At 68.9% G+C, this 15,666-nt stretch carries 16 protein-coding genes and 1 pseudogene; 10 read left to right on the top strand and 7 right to left on the bottom strand.

Annotation, left to right across the window (positions count from 1 at the left end):
- Window positions 1-45: 45 nt before the first annotated feature.
- Window positions 46-747: a DsbA family protein gene (locus tag OZ671_RS16870; RefSeq protein ID WP_268861832.1), complete on the top strand. Its 702-nt coding sequence runs from the start codon at window positions 46-48 to the stop codon at window positions 745-747.
- A gap of 313 nt (window positions 748-1,060) precedes the next feature.
- Entirely contained in the window at window positions 1,061-1,348 is a 288-nt protein-coding gene (locus OZ671_RS16865) for a hypothetical protein (RefSeq protein WP_268861831.1), read from the top strand.
- 70 nt (window positions 1,349-1,418) lie between these two features.
- Here OZ671_RS16865 and OZ671_RS16860 read toward each other — a convergent pair whose 3' ends face one another.
- Both OZ671_RS16860 and OZ671_RS16855 read right to left on the bottom strand, forming a co-directional pair.
- On the bottom strand, window positions 1,419-2,273 hold the full coding sequence (locus OZ671_RS16860) for a C40 family peptidase (protein ID WP_268861830.1): 855 nt from the start codon (window positions 2,271-2,273) through the stop codon (window positions 1,419-1,421).
- A gap of 45 nt (window positions 2,274-2,318) precedes the next feature.
- On the bottom strand, window positions 2,319-2,669 hold the full coding sequence (locus tag OZ671_RS16855; RefSeq protein ID WP_268861895.1) for a MarR family winged helix-turn-helix transcriptional regulator: 351 nt from the start codon (window positions 2,667-2,669) through the stop codon (window positions 2,319-2,321).
- Between the two features lie 119 nt (window positions 2,670-2,788).
- Between OZ671_RS16855 and OZ671_RS16850 the strand changes: the two genes are divergently transcribed.
- From OZ671_RS16850 to OZ671_RS16840, 3 genes are all read left to right on the top strand, one after another.
- A complete protein-coding gene (locus tag OZ671_RS16850) occupies window positions 2,789-3,262 on the top strand; it encodes a YqaA family protein (RefSeq protein ID WP_268861829.1) in 474 nt (157 codons plus the stop codon).
- 79 nt (window positions 3,263-3,341) lie between these two features.
- Window positions 3,342-4,541: a multidrug effflux MFS transporter gene (locus OZ671_RS16845; protein WP_268861828.1), complete on the top strand. Its 1,200-nt coding sequence runs from the start codon at window positions 3,342-3,344 to the stop codon at window positions 4,539-4,541.
- A gap of 123 nt (window positions 4,542-4,664) precedes the next feature.
- On the top strand, window positions 4,665-5,627 hold the full coding sequence (locus tag OZ671_RS16840) for a complex I NDUFA9 subunit family protein (RefSeq protein ID WP_268861827.1): 963 nt from the start codon (window positions 4,665-4,667) through the stop codon (window positions 5,625-5,627).
- A gap of 181 nt (window positions 5,628-5,808) precedes the next feature.
- Here OZ671_RS16840 and OZ671_RS16835 read toward each other — a convergent pair whose 3' ends face one another.
- Window positions 5,809-6,612, bottom strand: coding sequence for an undecaprenyl-diphosphate phosphatase (locus OZ671_RS16835; RefSeq protein ID WP_268861826.1), 804 nt, complete (start codon window positions 6,610-6,612; stop codon window positions 5,809-5,811).
- 210 nt (window positions 6,613-6,822) lie between these two features.
- On the opposite strand from OZ671_RS16835, the gene OZ671_RS16830 reads away from it, so the two are divergent.
- Genes OZ671_RS16830 through OZ671_RS16820 form a run of 3 tightly spaced genes read left to right on the top strand, consistent with a single transcriptional unit; the run spans window position 6,823 to window position 9,511 of the window.
- Window positions 6,823-7,509, top strand: coding sequence for a glutathione S-transferase family protein (locus OZ671_RS16830; RefSeq protein ID WP_268861825.1), 687 nt, complete (start codon window positions 6,823-6,825; stop codon window positions 7,507-7,509).
- Window positions 7,407-8,609, top strand: coding sequence for a tRNA epoxyqueuosine(34) reductase QueG (queG, locus tag OZ671_RS16825; protein WP_442957091.1), 1,203 nt, complete (start codon window positions 7,407-7,409; stop codon window positions 8,607-8,609). Before OZ671_RS16830 ends, queG begins: the two co-directional genes overlap by 103 nt.
- Entirely contained in the window at window positions 8,609-9,511 is a 903-nt protein-coding gene (locus OZ671_RS16820) for an SDR family oxidoreductase (RefSeq protein WP_268861824.1), read from the top strand. The genes queG and OZ671_RS16820 overlap by 1 nt, the downstream gene beginning before the upstream one ends.
- A gap of 343 nt (window positions 9,512-9,854) precedes the next feature.
- Here the strand turns inward: OZ671_RS16820 and OZ671_RS16815 are convergent, their stop codons facing one another.
- From OZ671_RS16815 to OZ671_RS16800, 4 genes are all read right to left on the bottom strand, one after another.
- Complete coding sequence (locus OZ671_RS16815) at window positions 9,855-10,160, bottom strand: hypothetical protein (protein WP_268861823.1); 306 nt, start codon at window positions 10,158-10,160, stop codon at window positions 9,855-9,857.
- Window positions 10,161-10,226: 66 nt separating this feature from the next.
- Complete coding sequence (locus OZ671_RS16810; protein ID WP_268861822.1) at window positions 10,227-11,066, bottom strand: 23S rRNA (adenine(2030)-N(6))-methyltransferase RlmJ; 840 nt, start codon at window positions 11,064-11,066, stop codon at window positions 10,227-10,229.
- 150 nt (window positions 11,067-11,216) lie between these two features.
- Window positions 11,217-12,158, bottom strand: coding sequence for a class I SAM-dependent DNA methyltransferase (locus OZ671_RS16805; RefSeq protein WP_268861821.1), 942 nt, complete (start codon window positions 12,156-12,158; stop codon window positions 11,217-11,219).
- A 37-nt stretch (window positions 12,159-12,195) separates the two neighbouring features.
- Window positions 12,196-13,590, bottom strand: coding sequence for an AmpG family muropeptide MFS transporter (locus OZ671_RS16800; protein WP_268861820.1), 1,395 nt, complete (start codon window positions 13,588-13,590; stop codon window positions 12,196-12,198).
- 363 nt (window positions 13,591-13,953) lie between these two features.
- On the opposite strand from OZ671_RS16800, the gene urtA reads away from it, so the two are divergent.
- Window positions 13,954-15,249, top strand: coding sequence for an urea ABC transporter substrate-binding protein (gene urtA / locus OZ671_RS16795; protein WP_268861819.1), 1,296 nt, complete (start codon window positions 13,954-13,956; stop codon window positions 15,247-15,249).
- 82 nt (window positions 15,250-15,331) lie between these two features.
- Window positions 15,332-15,666: pseudogene (locus OZ671_RS16790) on the top strand (urea ABC transporter permease subunit UrtB); the annotation flags it as partial.

Raw genomic sequence — 15,666 nt, 5'->3', positions numbered from 1 at the left:
CGTTGCCATGGTGCGGCCATCCGTGCCGCCCATGATGTGACCGCCATGCTGACCCGCCGCCGCCTCGTCCTGACCGGCGCGCTCGCCGCGCCCGCCCTCGTCACCGCCGCCACGGCCCTGCCGGCGCGGGCGGACGATGCCTGGTTCGCGCTGCGCGGGCCCGATGGCAGGACCGTCGCCAACCACCGGGTGCCGGTGGAACTCGAAAGCGAGATCATCGATCTCGACAACGGCTTCTCGATCGGCTCGCAGAGCCCGGACCTGACGCTGACCGAGATCTACGATTCCAACTGCGGCTATTGCCGGCGCGCGGCCGCCGACGTGAAGGCCATGGCCGCGGCCGATCCCGATCTTCGCATCCGCTTCATCAACGCGCCGAGCCTCGGCCTGCCCTCGTTCCAGGCGGCACGCGTCGAATATGCGGTGAAGAAGGTCGGCGGCGAGGACAAGGCCCGGGCGTTCCACGACCGCTCGATGGCCGCGCGCGGCGTGTTCGACGGCATCCGCGCGCTCGACGTCGCCCGCGACATCGGCCTCGATGCCGACGAGGTCGAGAAGGTCGCCGACAGCCAGGAGGTCGGCGACATGCTGGCCCAGGCCGTGCGCCTCGCCAATGCCGCCAATCTCGCGGCAACGCCGTCCTGGCTGATCGCGGGGGTGGCACTGATCGGCTGGCCCGGCCGTGGCACGATCGAATCGGCCGTGCGCGCCGTGCGCGAATGCGACAAGCCGGTCTGCGACGGCTAGCTTGAGGCTGGCTGGCCGCCTTTCGAAACATCAAATCCTGTGTCAACGCCCCCCGGGGGAAACCAGCCTATGCTCTCGAAGGCATAGGAGCAGGGAGACCGGCATTGCGGATCTTTGATCGAGACACACCCGCCCCGGCGGATCTGTTCGATCTCTATGGCCGGGTGGCCCGGACCGGCGGCATCTGGCACCCGGAGACCTTCGTGGAAGCGGCCCGGGCGTGTGGCCTTCGGCGGATTGCCCGGCGCGCCCGCCACTTCAGCTTCGGCTCGACGGGACACACGAGCGGGCAAGCCCCATCGAGGGGCGCTTCGTGGAAGAGCTCCGTTTGTTCATCGGGCAGGCTCCACGTCAGATCGGCCTGGAGGAGTTCGCGGGTGAGCGCCGCAATATCTCGGTTCTCGCCGCCGCCTATTCCGACATGTTTCGAAGCCGTCTCGGGCCGCCCAGGCGCGCCAACGACAACGACATTTTCGAGTATGACAACCACCGCGTCCGGGTGTTCGCCGCGGCCTATGGGCCCGTCTGGGTCGTGATCTCGAATCGCGACATCATCCGTCAGCTGCCAAATGACTGGTGGGGCGAAGCCGCGACCCCCTGACCGGCAACACCGTCCAGCGCATCGGCGCGGCCGTTCTCGCCGTGACGACGGAGCTTCCCGGGCGAAGCGTTCAGCCCCCCAGCCGCCTGACGCTGGTGACCGCGCCGAACGACTTCGCGGCGATCCGCGCGACGGCCTCGGCGACGTCCTCCTCCGCGACCATCATATGGTGGCCGTTGGCATGAAGGAGCCGCAGCGGGCTCGTCATGATGCCGACATGACCCTTCCAAAACATCAGATCGCCGCGCCGGAGGCCCGAAAGCTCCGCGCCGAGCGGCACGGCCGTACCGAGCGCGCGTTCCTGCATGTCGGTATCCCGCGGGGCGGCAATGCCGGCCGCTTCCAGCGCGGTCTGCACGAGGCCGGAACAGTCGAGGCCGAGGCTGGTGCGCCCGCCCCAGAGGTAGGGCGTGCCGCGATAGGCCTCGGCCACCGCGACGAAATCCTCGGCATGCTCGCCGATCGCCCGGATATGGCGGGCGACGACATGGGCACCGGTGTCGGTGACGGCGAAATCGCCGGCAAGGCCGGTCACCGTCAGGCCGGCATTCATCGGGATCAGGCCAATCGGCGGCAGCTTGATGCCGGGTCCCGGATAAAGATAGGTGCGCAGCACCGCCACGCGGTGCGTCGCGGCCGCCGGCGTGCCGAAGGCCTCGGCCGGAGCGTAGCCGACATAGCCGTCGCGGGCCGACTGCAGATAGGCCCAGCCGCCGGTCTCGTCGTAAATGGTCACGGGCTCGCCATAGGTCAGCTCGGTGTCGAGCATGGCGTCGGCGCGCGGCGCGCCGCGCAGCGGCACGATCGGCGCCACGACACGGGCCGGCCTCCCCTCGACGAACCGGGCGGCCTCCACCCGGCCCTTCAGGCTGGCAGCGGCGAGGTCGGGGCGGGCCGGGGTCAGGCGGCGATCGAAGGCGGTCATTCCTCAGCCTTTAGCACGGGCCGGTTTACGAGCCATGTCCGCCGCTCACGGCGGCAGGCCGCGCGCCTGCGCCACCACGAGATCGCCGAGCCGCTCGATGGCGAGTGCGCCCTTCACCGTGCGCTGGATGACGACGTCGCGGCGATCGCGCTCGTCGCGGCGACGCGAGACCAGGTCGAGCTTGCCCATGCTGTCGAGCGCCCGGGTGATGACCGGTTTCGTCACCTTCAGCCGGGCGGCAAGGTCGCGCACATGGTGCGGCGGCGGCTCGAGATAGATGGTCAGGAGGATGGCGAGCTGGCGGGCGCTGAGGTCCGGCTCGCCGTCCTGGACGAGGGCCAGAGACAGGTCGTGCATCAGCTTGATCGCCTGGGCAGGTCGCAACTGGACAGCCATCGGCACGCCCCAACTCGTTACGGGGCCGTATTAAACGGCCGTGAAAGTCCCTGTGCAAGAGCCGGCCGCCGTGGCAAGAGGGCGCGCCGCGCCGATGCCGGCCCAGGGAAGGCCCGATCTTGCTCGCCGACGTCACCACCCTCGCCACCATGGCCGCCGCCGCGTTCTCGGCCGCGACGCTGCTGCCCGGGGGCTCGGAACTGGTCTTCGTCGGCTTCATCGCGGCCGGCTACCCGCATCCCATGATGCTGTTCCTGGTCGCGACCGCTGCCAATATTGCCGGAGGCCTTACCAATTGGTGGATCGGCACGCTGATCGCGCGTGGCGCCGACAGCACGACCGGCCATGCCTGGCTCGAACGCTTCCGCCTGCCGCCCGACATGGTCGAGCGCGTTCATCGCCTGTTCGGCCGGATCGGCTGGGCTGCTCTGCTGCTGTGCTGGCTGCCGGTCATCGGCGATCCCATCACGCTGGTGGCCGGCATGGCGCGCTACCCGTTCCTGCCCACCCTGGTGCTGACCGGCATCGCGCGCACCATCCGCTACGGCGTCATCTGGCTCGGCGCGACCGGCGCCATCGCCACCCTGACCTGACGGCGACCGCCCACCGGCTCGCCTCGACAGAGGCGCGCGGCTCGCGTAGAGCGGCGCCTTCATTCCGGAACCCGCGCAGATGGCCTTTCGTCCCGACAGCCTCGCCCTGACCATGCTGCTGTCGGTGCTGATCGGGCTCGGGCCGCTGTCGACCGACATGTATCTGCCCTCGCTGCCCGATATCGGCCGCCTGCTCGGCGCCTCGACGGCAGAGGTCCAGCTCACTCTCTCGGCCTTCCTCGCCGGTTTCGCCCTCGGACAGATCATCTACGGGCCGCTCTCGGACAAATATGGCCGGCGTCCCGTGCTGATCGGCGCGCTCCTTCTCTACGGCTTCGGCACGGCGGTCTGCGCGAGCGCCGGCTCGATCGAAATGCTGACGGGCGCCCGCGCGCTGCAGGCGCTCGGCGCCGCCGGCCCCATCGTGGTTGCCCGCGCCGTGGTGCGCGACCTCTACGACGGGCGGCGCGCCGCCCGCGAGCTCGCCCTGATGGGCACGATCATGAGCGTGGTGCCGGCACTCGCGCCGATCGGCGGCGGTTTCGCCCATGTCGCCTTCGGCTGGCGCTCCACCTTCCTCATTGCGCTCGCCTTCGGCCTCGGCGCCCTGGTCCTGGTGGTGAGCCGTCTGCCGGAAACGCTGAAGGTCCGCTCGAGCGCGCCGATCTCGCCGCTCGGCATTCTCCGGACCTTCGGGAGCATCATCACCAACCGCACCTTCGCCGCCAATACCGCGATCTATGCGGCCGGCTATGCCGGGCTCTTCTCCTTCATCTCCGCCTCGTCCTTCGTCATGCAGGAACTCTACGGGCTCAGCCCGGTCGGCGCGGGCGCGGCCTTCGGCAGCTGCGTGGTCGGCTTCGTCAGCGGCAGCCTCGGCGGCACCCGGCTCGTCATGCGCAAGGGCGAGGACTGGACCATCCGCACCGGCGTGACGCTTCAGGTGATCGGCGGGCTCGCCATGGTGGCTGCGCTCGCCGCCGGCGGCTTCGGCCCGGCCGGCGTGCTCGTGCCGATGGCGATCAATACCTGCGGTTTCGGCCTGACCATGCCCCAGACCCTGGCCGGCGCCATGAAACCGTTTCCCGACAGGGCGGGAGCCGCCTCCTCGCTCGCCGGCTTCATCCAGATGACGTCCGGGGCGGTGACGGGCATCCTGGTCGGCCACGGCCTCGGTGCCAGCGCCTGGCCTCTGGCGATCGCGGTCAGCGCCACCGCGCTGTTCGCCCTCGCGGTCTTCCTGGTTTCCGGGCCGGCGCGACACAACCCATCCGTGTGAGAACGCAAGGCCACGCGCGGGCATGACCGGATAGCCGCCGGCCATGCTGCCGTCGCTCTGTACGGCTCTTTTGAAATGGACTAATCACGCGGCATTCGAGATGCGCTTTCAAAGGGGCAGGAGATGCAGACCTTCGACCGGCTCGTGACGGTTTACGGCGGTTCGGGCTTCATCGGACGGCATGTGGTGCGGGCACTCGCCCGCCGCGGCTTCCGCATCCGCGTCGCGGTGCGCCGGCCGGACCTGGCCGGCCACCTGCAGCCGCTCGGCGCCGTCGGCCAGATCAGCCCGGTCCAGGCCAATCTGCGCTATCCGGATTCGGTGCGCCATGCCGCCGAGGGCGCGGAAATCCTGATCAATTGTGTCGGGATTCTCTACGAGACCGGCCGGCAGAAGTTCGATTCGGTCCAGGGCCGCGGCGCCGAGACGGTGGCCCGCGCCGCCGCCGATGCCGGTGCCCGGATGATCCATGTCTCCGCCATCGGGGCCGATGCGGATGGCCGGGCCCTCTATGCCCGCTCGAAGGCGGCGGGCGAGGCCGGGGTGCTGCGCCAGAAGCCCGACGCGGTGATCCTGCGCCCCTCCGTCGTGTTCGGGCCGGAGGACGGGCTGTTCAACCGCTTTGCGGCGCTTGCCCAGATGTCGCCGGTCATGCCGCTGATCGGCGGCGGCGAGACCCGGTTCCAGCCGGTCTTCGCCGGCGACGTCGCCGAGGCCGTCATGGCCGCGATCGACGGCAAGGCCAAGGCCGGCACGACCTATGAGCTCGGTGGCCCGGCGGTGAAATCGATGAAGGAGATCATCGAATTCGTGCTGGCCACCACCGGTCGCCGGCGGCCGCTGATGACGCTGCCTTTCGGGCTCGCCGCGTTCCAGGCGAAGTTCCTGCAATATATCCCGAACCCGCCCCTGACCCCCGATCAGGTCGAGCTCCTGAAGGTCGACAATGTGGTGAGCGCCGGCGCCACCGCCGACGGCCGCACGCTGCAGGGACTCGGCATCCACCCGCAATCGGTCGAGGCGATCGTGCCGAGCTATCTCTGGCGCTTCCGCCGGCAGGGCCAATTTGCCGAACAGGCGCGCTAAAGGCGCTTCGCCCACCGGCAGGGCCAATTTGCCGAACAGGCGCGCTGAGTCGGCACGAGCGATAGCCCGGCATCAGGGTCCTCCCCTGATGCCGGTCCTCGGCATGACTCACGGCGCGGCGTTCGCCCCTGGGCGAGCCAGCCCCTGATGCGAGAGAAGCAGGCCCGCTAAAGCGCGCCCTTCAGCCGAACATTGCCAGCCCGGCCAGTCCCACGACACCGACGATGATCCGCCACCAGGCGAAGAGTGCGAAGCCGTGCCGGCTGACATAGTCGAGCAGGAAGCGGACGACGAACAGGCCGGAGACGAAGGCTGCGACGAAACCGATGCCGATGGCGCTGACATCGGAGAAATCGAGCAGCTTGTAGTTCTTGTAGAGGTCGTAGGCGAAGGCACCCGCCATGGTGGGCATGGCGAGGAAGAAGGAGAATTCCGCCGCCGCCCGCTTGGTCGTGCCCATCAGGAGGGCGCCGACAATGGTCGCGCCGGAGCGGGAAACGCCGGGAAACAGTGCGGCGCACTGGCAAAGCCCGATCTTCAGCGCCAGCATCGGCGAGAACCGGAAAGCGTTGTCCTCGGTCGGGCGCAGCTTCAGCCGGTCGACGAAGAGCAGCACGATGCCGCCGAGAATCAGCGCCACGCAGACGAGAGCCGGACGCTCGAACAGCGACTTGATCGTGCCGTGCAGCACGGCGCCCAGCACCGCGGCCGGCAGGAAGGCGACCAGCACGGAGATCACGAAGCGGCGCGCCCAGGCGTCGGTCGGCAGGCACAGGACGACGCCGAGCAGCCGGGTGAAGTAGACGAGCACGATGGCAAGGATGGCGCCGAGCTGGATCAGCACCTCGAAAGTCTTGCCGGTGGAATGGAAGCCGAGAAAATGGCCGAGGAGGATCAGGTGGCCGGTGGAGGAGACGGGGATGAATTCCGTCCCGCCCTCGACGAGGCCGAGGATCAGGGCCTTGCCGAGATTGGCGATGTCCATGGGGTTCTCCGGAGGAAGCAGTGCTGGCGCGCCACCGTGATAGCGCAGGCGCCTTCATGAACGGTTAAGCATGACGTGTCGTTAAACTGATCATGCGAATCGCGTGGTTGTTTCGTGACCGGGAGGAGGCTATTCACGCCACCTCTGAACCAAATGTCATCGAAAAACCACAACAGGGCCGTCGATTGCGGACCGTCCAGGTTTGATCGGATGCAACTGCACCATCGATTCTTCTGCCCCCATTCGCGTTTCGTCAGGCTGATCCTGGCCGAGCGTGGCGTGGAGGTGGAACTCATCGAAGAGCGGCCCTGGGAGCGCCGTGAGGACTTCTTGCGGCTCAATCCCGAGGGGACGACGCCGATCCTCAATGCCGGCGGCGGCCTCATCATTCCCGGCGCCGACATCATCGCGGCCTATTTCGACGAGCTGGGCCAGCCTGAGACCGAGCGGCGCCTGATGCCCGACGGCATGGCCGCGCGCATCGAGGTGCGCCGGCTGATGCACTGGTTCGGCACCAAGTTTTTCGAGGAGGTGTCGGGACCGCTGGTCGCCGAAAAGATCGACAAGCGGTTCATGTCGGCCGAATATGGCGGCGGCGCCCCCGATACCAACGCGCTGAGGGCTGCGCGCGCCAATATCCGCTATCATCTGCGCTATATCGGGTGGCTGGCGGCGCGCAACGACTGGCTCGCCGGGGCCGAGCTGAGCTATGCCGACCTGGTCGCCGCCGCTCACCTGTCGGTCGCCGACTATCTGGGCGAAGTACCGTGGAACGACGACGAGACAGCCAAGGACTGGTATGCGCGGGTGAAGTCACGCCCCTCGTTCCGGCCGCTGCTGGCCGATCGGGTGGTCGGAACGCCCGCGAGCGCGACCTACGCCGATCTCGACTTCTGAGCGATCCCGACGCGCTGCGCCAGGCCATCGTCGACGAGGCGCGCCGCAACGGCTTCGACATCGTCGGCTTCACCCTGCCCGGCGCGATCCCGGCCGCCGCGCCACGGCTCGCCGCGGCGATCGCCCGCGGCTTTCACGGCGACATGGCCTGGATGGCCGAAACCGCCGAGCGGCGCGCCGATCCCGCCGTGCTCTGGCCGGACGCCCGCAGCATCATCATGCTCGGTCTCAATTACGGCCCGGACGAGAATCCGCTCGACGGACTGAGCCAGCGCACAGCCGGGCTTCTCTCGGTCTATGCCCGGGGCGACGACTATCACGATCTCGTCAAGTCGCGCCTCAAGGCGATCGGGCGCTGGCTGGCCGAGGCGACCGGCTGCGAACTGAAGGTCTTCGTCGACACCGCGCCGGTCATGGAAAAGCCGCTGGCCGCCGCGGCCGGCCTCGGCTGGCAGGGCAAGCACACCAATCTGGTCTCGCGCGGCTACGGCTCCTGGCTGTTCCTCGGCTCGATCATGACGACGCTCGCGCTCCGGCCCGACAGGCCGGAGCGCGATCATTGCGGCTCGTGCCGGGCCTGTCTCGATGCCTGTCCGACCGCAGCCTTTCCGGCGCCCTACCAGCTCGATGCCCGCCGCTGCATCAGCTACCTGACCATCGAGCACAAGGGGCCGATCCCGCGCGCGTTCCGCAAGGCGATGGGCAACCGCATCTATGGGTGCGACGATTGCCTCGCGGTCTGTCCCTGGAACAAATTCGCCGAAACCGGACGCGAGATGAAGCTTGCGGCGCGCGAGGCCCTGCGCAGGCCGCGGCTCGCCGAGCTCGCCCGGCTCGACGATGCGGCCTTCCGCGCGCTCTTCGCCAAGAGCCCGGTCAAGCGCATCGGCCGCGACCGCTTCGTGCGCAACGCGCTGATCGCGATCGGCAACAGCGCCGAGCCGGCGCTGGCCGATACCGCGCTGGCGCTCGTCGCCGACGCCTCGCCCCTGGTGCGGGGCGCCGCGGTCTGGGCACTGCGCCAGATCGCGCCGGCCCGGCTCGCCGGCATCGACGCGAGCCTTGAGACCGATCCAACCGTCCGCGAGGAATGGACCTGATGACGACGCTCCTGATCTTCGGCCTCGGCTATTCCTCGCAGGCGACGGTGCGCGCTGCCGAGGGGCGCTACGACAAGATCGTCGCCACCGTGCGCACCGCCGATCGCGCGGCCCGCTTCACCGCGAACGGCGTCGCAGGCCAGCCGGTCACCGCCTTGCCGTTCGATGGCTCGGACCTGTCGGAAGCGCTCGCGGCCGCGATCGGCGAAGCCGACGACGTGCTCGTCTCGGCACCGCCCGACGCCTCGGGCGATCCGGTGCTCAAGCGCTGCGCCGCGGCGCTCGCCGCGCGCCGGCCACGCGCGATCGCCTACCTCTCCACCGTCGGCGTCTATGGCGACCATGGCGGTGGCTGGGTCGACGAGACGACGGCGCCGAAGCCGGTCAGCCCGCGCAGCGTCGAGCGGCTGGAGGCGGAGGCGGCCTGGACCGCCTTCGGCCGGTCGGCCGGCGTGCCGGTATCGATCCTGCGCCTCTCCGGCATCTACGGACCGGGCAACAACGCCCTGGTCAATGTCGCGCGCGGCACGGCGCGCCGGATCATCAAGCCCGGGCAGGTGTTCAACCGCATCCATGTCGACGACATCGCCGCGGCGGTGCTGGCAAGCTTCGACAAGCGTTTCGACGGCGTCGTCAATGTGACCGACGACGAACCCGCGCCCGCCCAGGACGTCGTCGCCTATGCGGCCGAACTGCTCGGCGTGGCCGTACCGCCCGACATCCCGATCGAGGCGGCCGGGCTGTCACCGATGGGCCTCAGCTTCTACGGCGAATGCAAGCGTGTCGCCAACCGGCGCCTGAAAGGTGAACTGTCCGTTAACCTGAAACATCCAAACTTCAGGACGGCGCTCCGGGCCCTGGCCGCCGGGGGCGACGGGCAAACGCATGGGCAGGACTCCTGATCCGCAAGCGCGAATGGCGAATGGCAACGAAAAGGCAGTGCCGGATAGAGAGGCAACGGCGCCTCGACGCATCGTTCCCTGTTCACCTCCCGCCACTGCGCCATTCGCTCCCCCACGAGCCCTGACCTGAGCCGGAGCCGCCCCCCGACGGCCCGAGCCGCGGATGACGACCGTCACCCGAGCCTCGAAGGGCTTTGTCATGATTACGCTCGTGCTTGCCGACCTCGCCATCGTCGCCATCGGACTTGCCGTCGGCGCGGCGCTCGCCCTCTTCGTCGTCGATGCGGTCAGGCAGATGAACCTGCCCGCCGATCGCTGAACACGCGAGCGGCGGCGCAGTCCCTCAGCGGCCCGGCTCGCCCGAAAGACCAGGCCGCGGTGGCTCCTCGCCTGGCTTTTGCGTCGCATCCTCGGCCCGCTCGAAAGCATCGAGCTTGACGAGGATGGCGACGAGCCGCTGCCGCTCGGCGCTTGCCGAAAAGAGCGCCCAGACGATCAGGGCGGCAAGAAAGACAAGGCAGAGGAAGATGAGGCTGACATCCTTGATCGCCAGCCCATAGAAGCCGAAGGCAAAAAGCGGCAGGTACCAGACAAGCGCATCGAAAAACGTTCTGAGCGTGCTGTCCCCTCCGCGGGCGACCAGCGCCACCACCGCGCGCTCCTCGTCCGTCAGGCCGATCTTGCTCAATTCCCACCTCCCTGCCGCATGCGATGATCAGGCCGCATCGCCCGTCACGCCGAGCCGGCCGTTGGCCACGCCGAGCGCTTCCCAGAGCGGCCGCTCCGCCGCCCGGCAGGCAGCGGCGAGCGTGAAGGGCGCGTTGACGATGACGAGCCCGGCTCCGGCCAGGCGCTCGCCGTCGACCGGGCGCCAGATCGCCTCGACGGTGAGGCACTTGGCGAGGCCGAGACCGGCGATCATGGCGTGGAACCGCTTCACCGCGACCGGGTCCTTGACCGGATACCAGAGCAGGAAGATGCCGGTCGCCCAGCGGCGGTGACCGGCACCGAGGGCCTCGACCAGCCGGTCATAGTCCCCGCGCTCCTCGAACGGCGGATCGATGAGGACGAGGCCGCGCCTCTCCTTGGGCGGCAGGAACGCCTTGGGCACCAGCCAGCCGTCGCGGTCGATCACCTTGATGCGCCGGTCGCGCGCATAGAGCGCGGCGAGCGAGGCGCCGTCCTCCGGATGCAGTTCGCAGGCGGTGATGCCGTCGCCGGGCCGCGTCATCAGGCGCGCTATGTCGGGGCTGCCGGGATAGAAGCGCAGCCGGCCATCCGGATTGAGCCGCGCCACCACGTCGAGATAGGGACCGACGAGAGCCTCGAGGGCCGCCGGCAGGGGCTTGCCCCAGAGCCGGCCTATGCCCTCGACCCATTCGCCGGTGCGCTCGGCAGCGTCGGACGTCAGGTCGTACCGGCCGATGCCGGCATGGGTGTCGACGATGCGGATCGGCGCCTCCTTCTTCAGGAGATGCTCGATCACGAAGGCGAGCACCGCATGCTTGATCACATCGGCCGGATTCCCGGCATGATAGGCGTGGCGATAGTTCATGGGTCCGGGGCTATGGCGTCCTGTGGCCGCTGGCGTGGCGATAGTTCATGGGTCCGGGGCTATGGCGTCCTGCGGCCGCTGGCGTGGCGATCATTCATGGGTTCATGCTGTGGCGTCTTGCGCTGCGGACGTCAATTGCCGCCGCTTGGCTCAGCCCGGGCGCACCGCCACCACGACCAGGCCGGGAACGGGCTCGCCACCCTCGCGGCGGGACGATGCCGGCTCCAGCACAAGGGGACGGAAGGGCAGCGTCGCGAACAGCGTCTCGAGATGGGCCCGCGCATGGGCATAGCGCAGGCCGGCGCCGAGCACGACGCCTTCGCCATCGTGGGTCTCGACGGTGAAGGCGAGGAGGCCCTGCGGCTCCAGCGCCCGCGCGGCGGCGGCGAGGATGGGCTTCAGGTCGGCGCAATAGACGAAGACGTCGGCGGCGACGACGAGGTCCGCCGCGCCGGCCGTGCGGGCGGCGAGAAAGGCGGTGAGATCGCCGGCCTCGAGGCTGGCATAGAGACGCTTGGCGCGGGCGATCTCGACCATCCTGGCCGAGAGGTCGACACCGTCGATGGCGTCGGCATGCGGAGCGAAAGCCTCGGCCGCAAGGCCGGTGCCGCAGCCGAGATCGAGCATGCGGCGGAACCGGAACGGCCGGTCCGCCGCGACTGTGGCGCGACCGACGGCATCGCGGAGGATTTCGGGACCGCGATAGGCGAGCTTTTCGCGCAAGGCCCGGTCGAACCGGGGCGCATATTGGTCGAACAATGTCGCGACATAGGCGGGCGACATGGCCGGTAGCTCGCCCCCATCAGTGTTTTCGACGCCGAGCCGGGCGAGCATGAGCCGGGCGCCGAGGGCATCCTTGGGATCATGGTCCGCGGCCGCGCGGAACGCGGCGATCGCAGCTTCCCTGTGGCCGCGGTCGCGCTCGACCTCGCCAAGCGCGAACCAGCCTGCGGCCCAGCCGGGTGCGATCTCCAGCGCCTGGGCGATGAGGTCGGCGCTGGCCGCAAGGTCGCCCTCGCGGCGGGCGGCCATCGCGTAGTCGTAGCGCCGGTCGGCCAGGAGATCGCCGGAGGAGCGGAAGACCTCGCTCATGGCGCTCCCCCCGGCCGAAGCCGTCGGTCGCCGGCGATCAGTCGTCCGCGGCCAGCGGACCGGTCGGCCGCGCCAGGCTGTCGAAATGGCCCCGTGCCTGCAGCCACCAGAGCAGGACGAAACTCGGCAGCGCGGTGAGGCAGGACAGGACGAAGAACCAGAACCAGCCGGTCTGTTCGACCAGCAGGCCCGCCGGCGCCGACAGATAGGTGCGTCCGACCGCCGCGAGCGCGGCGAGCAGGGCATATTGGGTGGCGGTGTGGAGCGGCGAATTGCACAGCGAGGACAGATAAGCCACGAAAATGACCGTGCCTATGGCCCCGGTGAAATTCTCCACGACGATGACGAAGGCCAGCATGGCGTAGCTGACGCCGGCCTGGGCCTGCAGTGCGAAGACGAGATTGGACGCCATCTGCAGGATGCCGGCGAGCCACAGGCTGGTCCTGAGGTCGAGGCCGCGGGCGATGAAGCCGCCGGCAAAGCCGCCCGTCAGCGTCGCCGCGAGGCCGAGGCCCTTGACGATGGCGGCATATTCCTCGCGGCTGTAGCCCATGCCCCTGATGACGAAGGGACCGGTCATGGCGCCGACGAAGGCGTCGCAGAACTTGAACAGCACGACGAAGGCGAGCACGACCACCGCCATGTCGCGGGTGAGGAACTCGGAGAAAGCGCCGGCCGCCGCCTTGGCGACGCGGGCGATCGGATTGCCCTGGGCGTGGACCGTCGCGGCCGCCTCGGCCGACCGCTCGGGCTCGCGCGCGACCAGCGTCGTGGCCATGCCGACCAGGACGAAGGCCGCCATCACGCAATAGCCGAGCGACCAGGCGGTCGCCTTGTCGAAGCCCTGGACCTTCTCGAAGAAGGAGACGATCAGCAGCGCGCCGGCGGTGGAGACCAGCATGCCGATCCGATAGGCGGCGACATAGGCGCCCATGCCGGCCGCCTGCTCGGACGGCTGCAGCTTCTCGACGCGGTAGGCGTCGATCACCGTGTCCTGGGTCGCCGAGGCGGTGGCCACCAGCACGGCGCCGAGCGCGATCATGAAGGGCGAGACGTCGGGGTTCTGCAGGCCGAGGAAGACGATCGCCGCCATCAGCAGGATCTGGCTGAACAGGAGCCAGCCGCGGCGGCGACCGAGCCAGGGCGACAGGACGGGAATGTCGACGGCGTCGACCACCGGTGCCCAGAGGAACTTGATCGTATAGGGCGTGCCAACCAGTGCGAACAGGCCGATGGTTTTCAGGTCGACCGAGCTCTCGGCCATCCAGACCAGCAGCGTCGAGCCGGAGAGCGCCAGCGGCAGGCCCGCGGCGAAGCCGAGGAACAGGACGATGAACACGTCCCGGCGCAGATAGACGGCCGCCGCCGCGCGCCAGCCGGTCCTGCCGGCGGCTCCGTCCGCGGCCTTGGCCACGGTCTCGCTGGCGGTCATCGAGAACTCCTCGTTCGGGGTACCGGCTTGAGGTGACGCCCTTATGGTTAAGGAAAATTGAAGACGAGGTCACGGGCGGGCTGGATCCTGGACCTCGCCGGCGGCGAATGCCTCAATTGTTTGCACTTTTCCGTCGAGCTCAAGAATTAAGCAGAACAGTCCGGTGAAATTTTGTGCAACCGCTAAGGCGGATGGCAGACCTGTCCTCGCAGCGCCGCTCCCAAATCCGCAATACTCCAACTAAATCAGCACTCTACGGCATCGACACGGGGCTGGCACAACCGTTGCGAGTCGGTTTCCCGCCTACCGCCGGTTCCGAGGCCTTCGAAGTCCGACGGTGAACACCAGAACGGGGAACCTTTCATGTTGAACCTGAAATCAAAGGTGCTGGGCCTCGTGGCCGGCCTGGCCCTGGCGGCCGGCCTGACCAGCGCGCCCGCCCGGGCGCAGGAAACGATCAAGGTCGGCATCCTGCACTCACTGTCCGGCACCATGGCGATCAGCGAGTCGACGCTGAAAGACGTCATGCTCATGCTGATCGACGAGCAGAACAAGCGCGGCGGCCTGCTCGGCCGGCAGCTCGAGCCGGTGGTGGTCGATCCCGCTTCCAACTGGCCGCTGTTCGCCGAGAAGGCGCGCGAGCTGATCACCCGCAACCGCGTCGCGGTCACCTTCGGCTGCTGGACCTCCGTGTCGCGCAAGTCGGTCCTGCCGGTCTTCGAGGAGCTGAACGCGATCCTGTTCTATCCGGTGCAGTACGAGGGCGAGGAATCCTCGCCCAACATCTTCTATACGGGCGCCGCGCCGAACCAGCAGGCGATCCCCGCGGTCGACTACCTCCTGGCGGAAGGCGTGCAGCGCTTCGTGCTCGAAGGCACCGACTACGTCTATCCGCGCACCACCAACAAGATCCTGGAAGCCTATCTGCTGTCCAAGGGCATCAAGCCGGAGGACATCTCGGTCAACTATACGCCGTTCGGCCATGCCGACTGGCAGACCCGTGTCGCGGCGATCAAGCGGTTCGGCTCGTCGGGCCGCAAGACCGCGGTGATCTCGACGATCAACGGCGATGCCAACGTTCCCTTCTACAAGGAGCTGGGCAACCAGGGCGTCAAGGCCACCGACATTCCGGTCATCGCCTTCTCGGTGGGTGAGGAAGAGCTCGCCGGCTTCGACACCCGGCCGCTGGTCGGCCATCTCGCCGCCTGGAACTATTTCCAGTCGGTCGACACGCCCGCCAACCAGGACTTCATCGCCCGCTGGCGCGCCTTCAAGAACAATGCGCGCGCGGTGACCAACGACCCGATGGAAGCCCATGTCATCGGCTTCGCCATGTGGGTGAAGGCGGTGGAGGCGGCCGGCACAACCGATCCGACCAAGGTGCGCCAGGCGATGATCGGCATCGCCGTGCCGAACCTCTCCGGCGGCATCTCCACCATGATGCCGAACCATCACATCACCAAGCCGGTGCTGATCGGCGAGATCCAGGAGAACGGCCAGTTCTCCACGGTCTGGCAGACGCCAGGCACCGTCGTGGCGCAGGAATGGTCGCCGCACCTGGAAGGCTCGCGCGACCTGATCGCCGACCATCGCGCGCCGATGAACTGCGGCAATTTCAACGTCCGTGTCGGCCGCTGCGGCGGCTCGGCGCAGCGCTGACCCTGACCGCCAGACGACCGGGACGCGCCCCGCGCGTCCCGGCGACGACAGCCTTGCCGCCCGCTCCCGCCCGGACATGTTCATGCGACGCCTGTCACTCATCCTGACCTTTCTGGCGCTGGCCGTCATCGCCGCCGGCGTCGCGCCGGTGCGCGCGCAGGACGAGGCGGCGCGCGCGCGCCCGCTCGTGCAGCGCTTCGCGACCGACAATTTCAACGAGATCGCCGCGGCGGTCGCCGCACTCTCCGGATCCGGCCTGGCCCAGGCCGCGCCGGTGATCGAAGCGCTGCGCGACGGCCGCCTCGCCTATCGGCCGGCCGACCGCGGCGTCTATATCCGTTCGGCCGCCGGCACCTGGTCGGTCGCCGCGACCGGCGAACCGGCCGCCGCGCCGGAGGGCGCGCGCCCGGTCCGGCT

This window comes from Phreatobacter sp. AB_2022a, assembly GCF_026847585.1.
In the GTDB taxonomy this organism is placed as follows: Bacteria; Pseudomonadota; Alphaproteobacteria; order Rhizobiales; family Phreatobacteraceae; genus Phreatobacter.
Note: the sequence above shows the minus strand (reverse complement) of the source record. Positions and strands in the feature narration are given on the sequence as shown.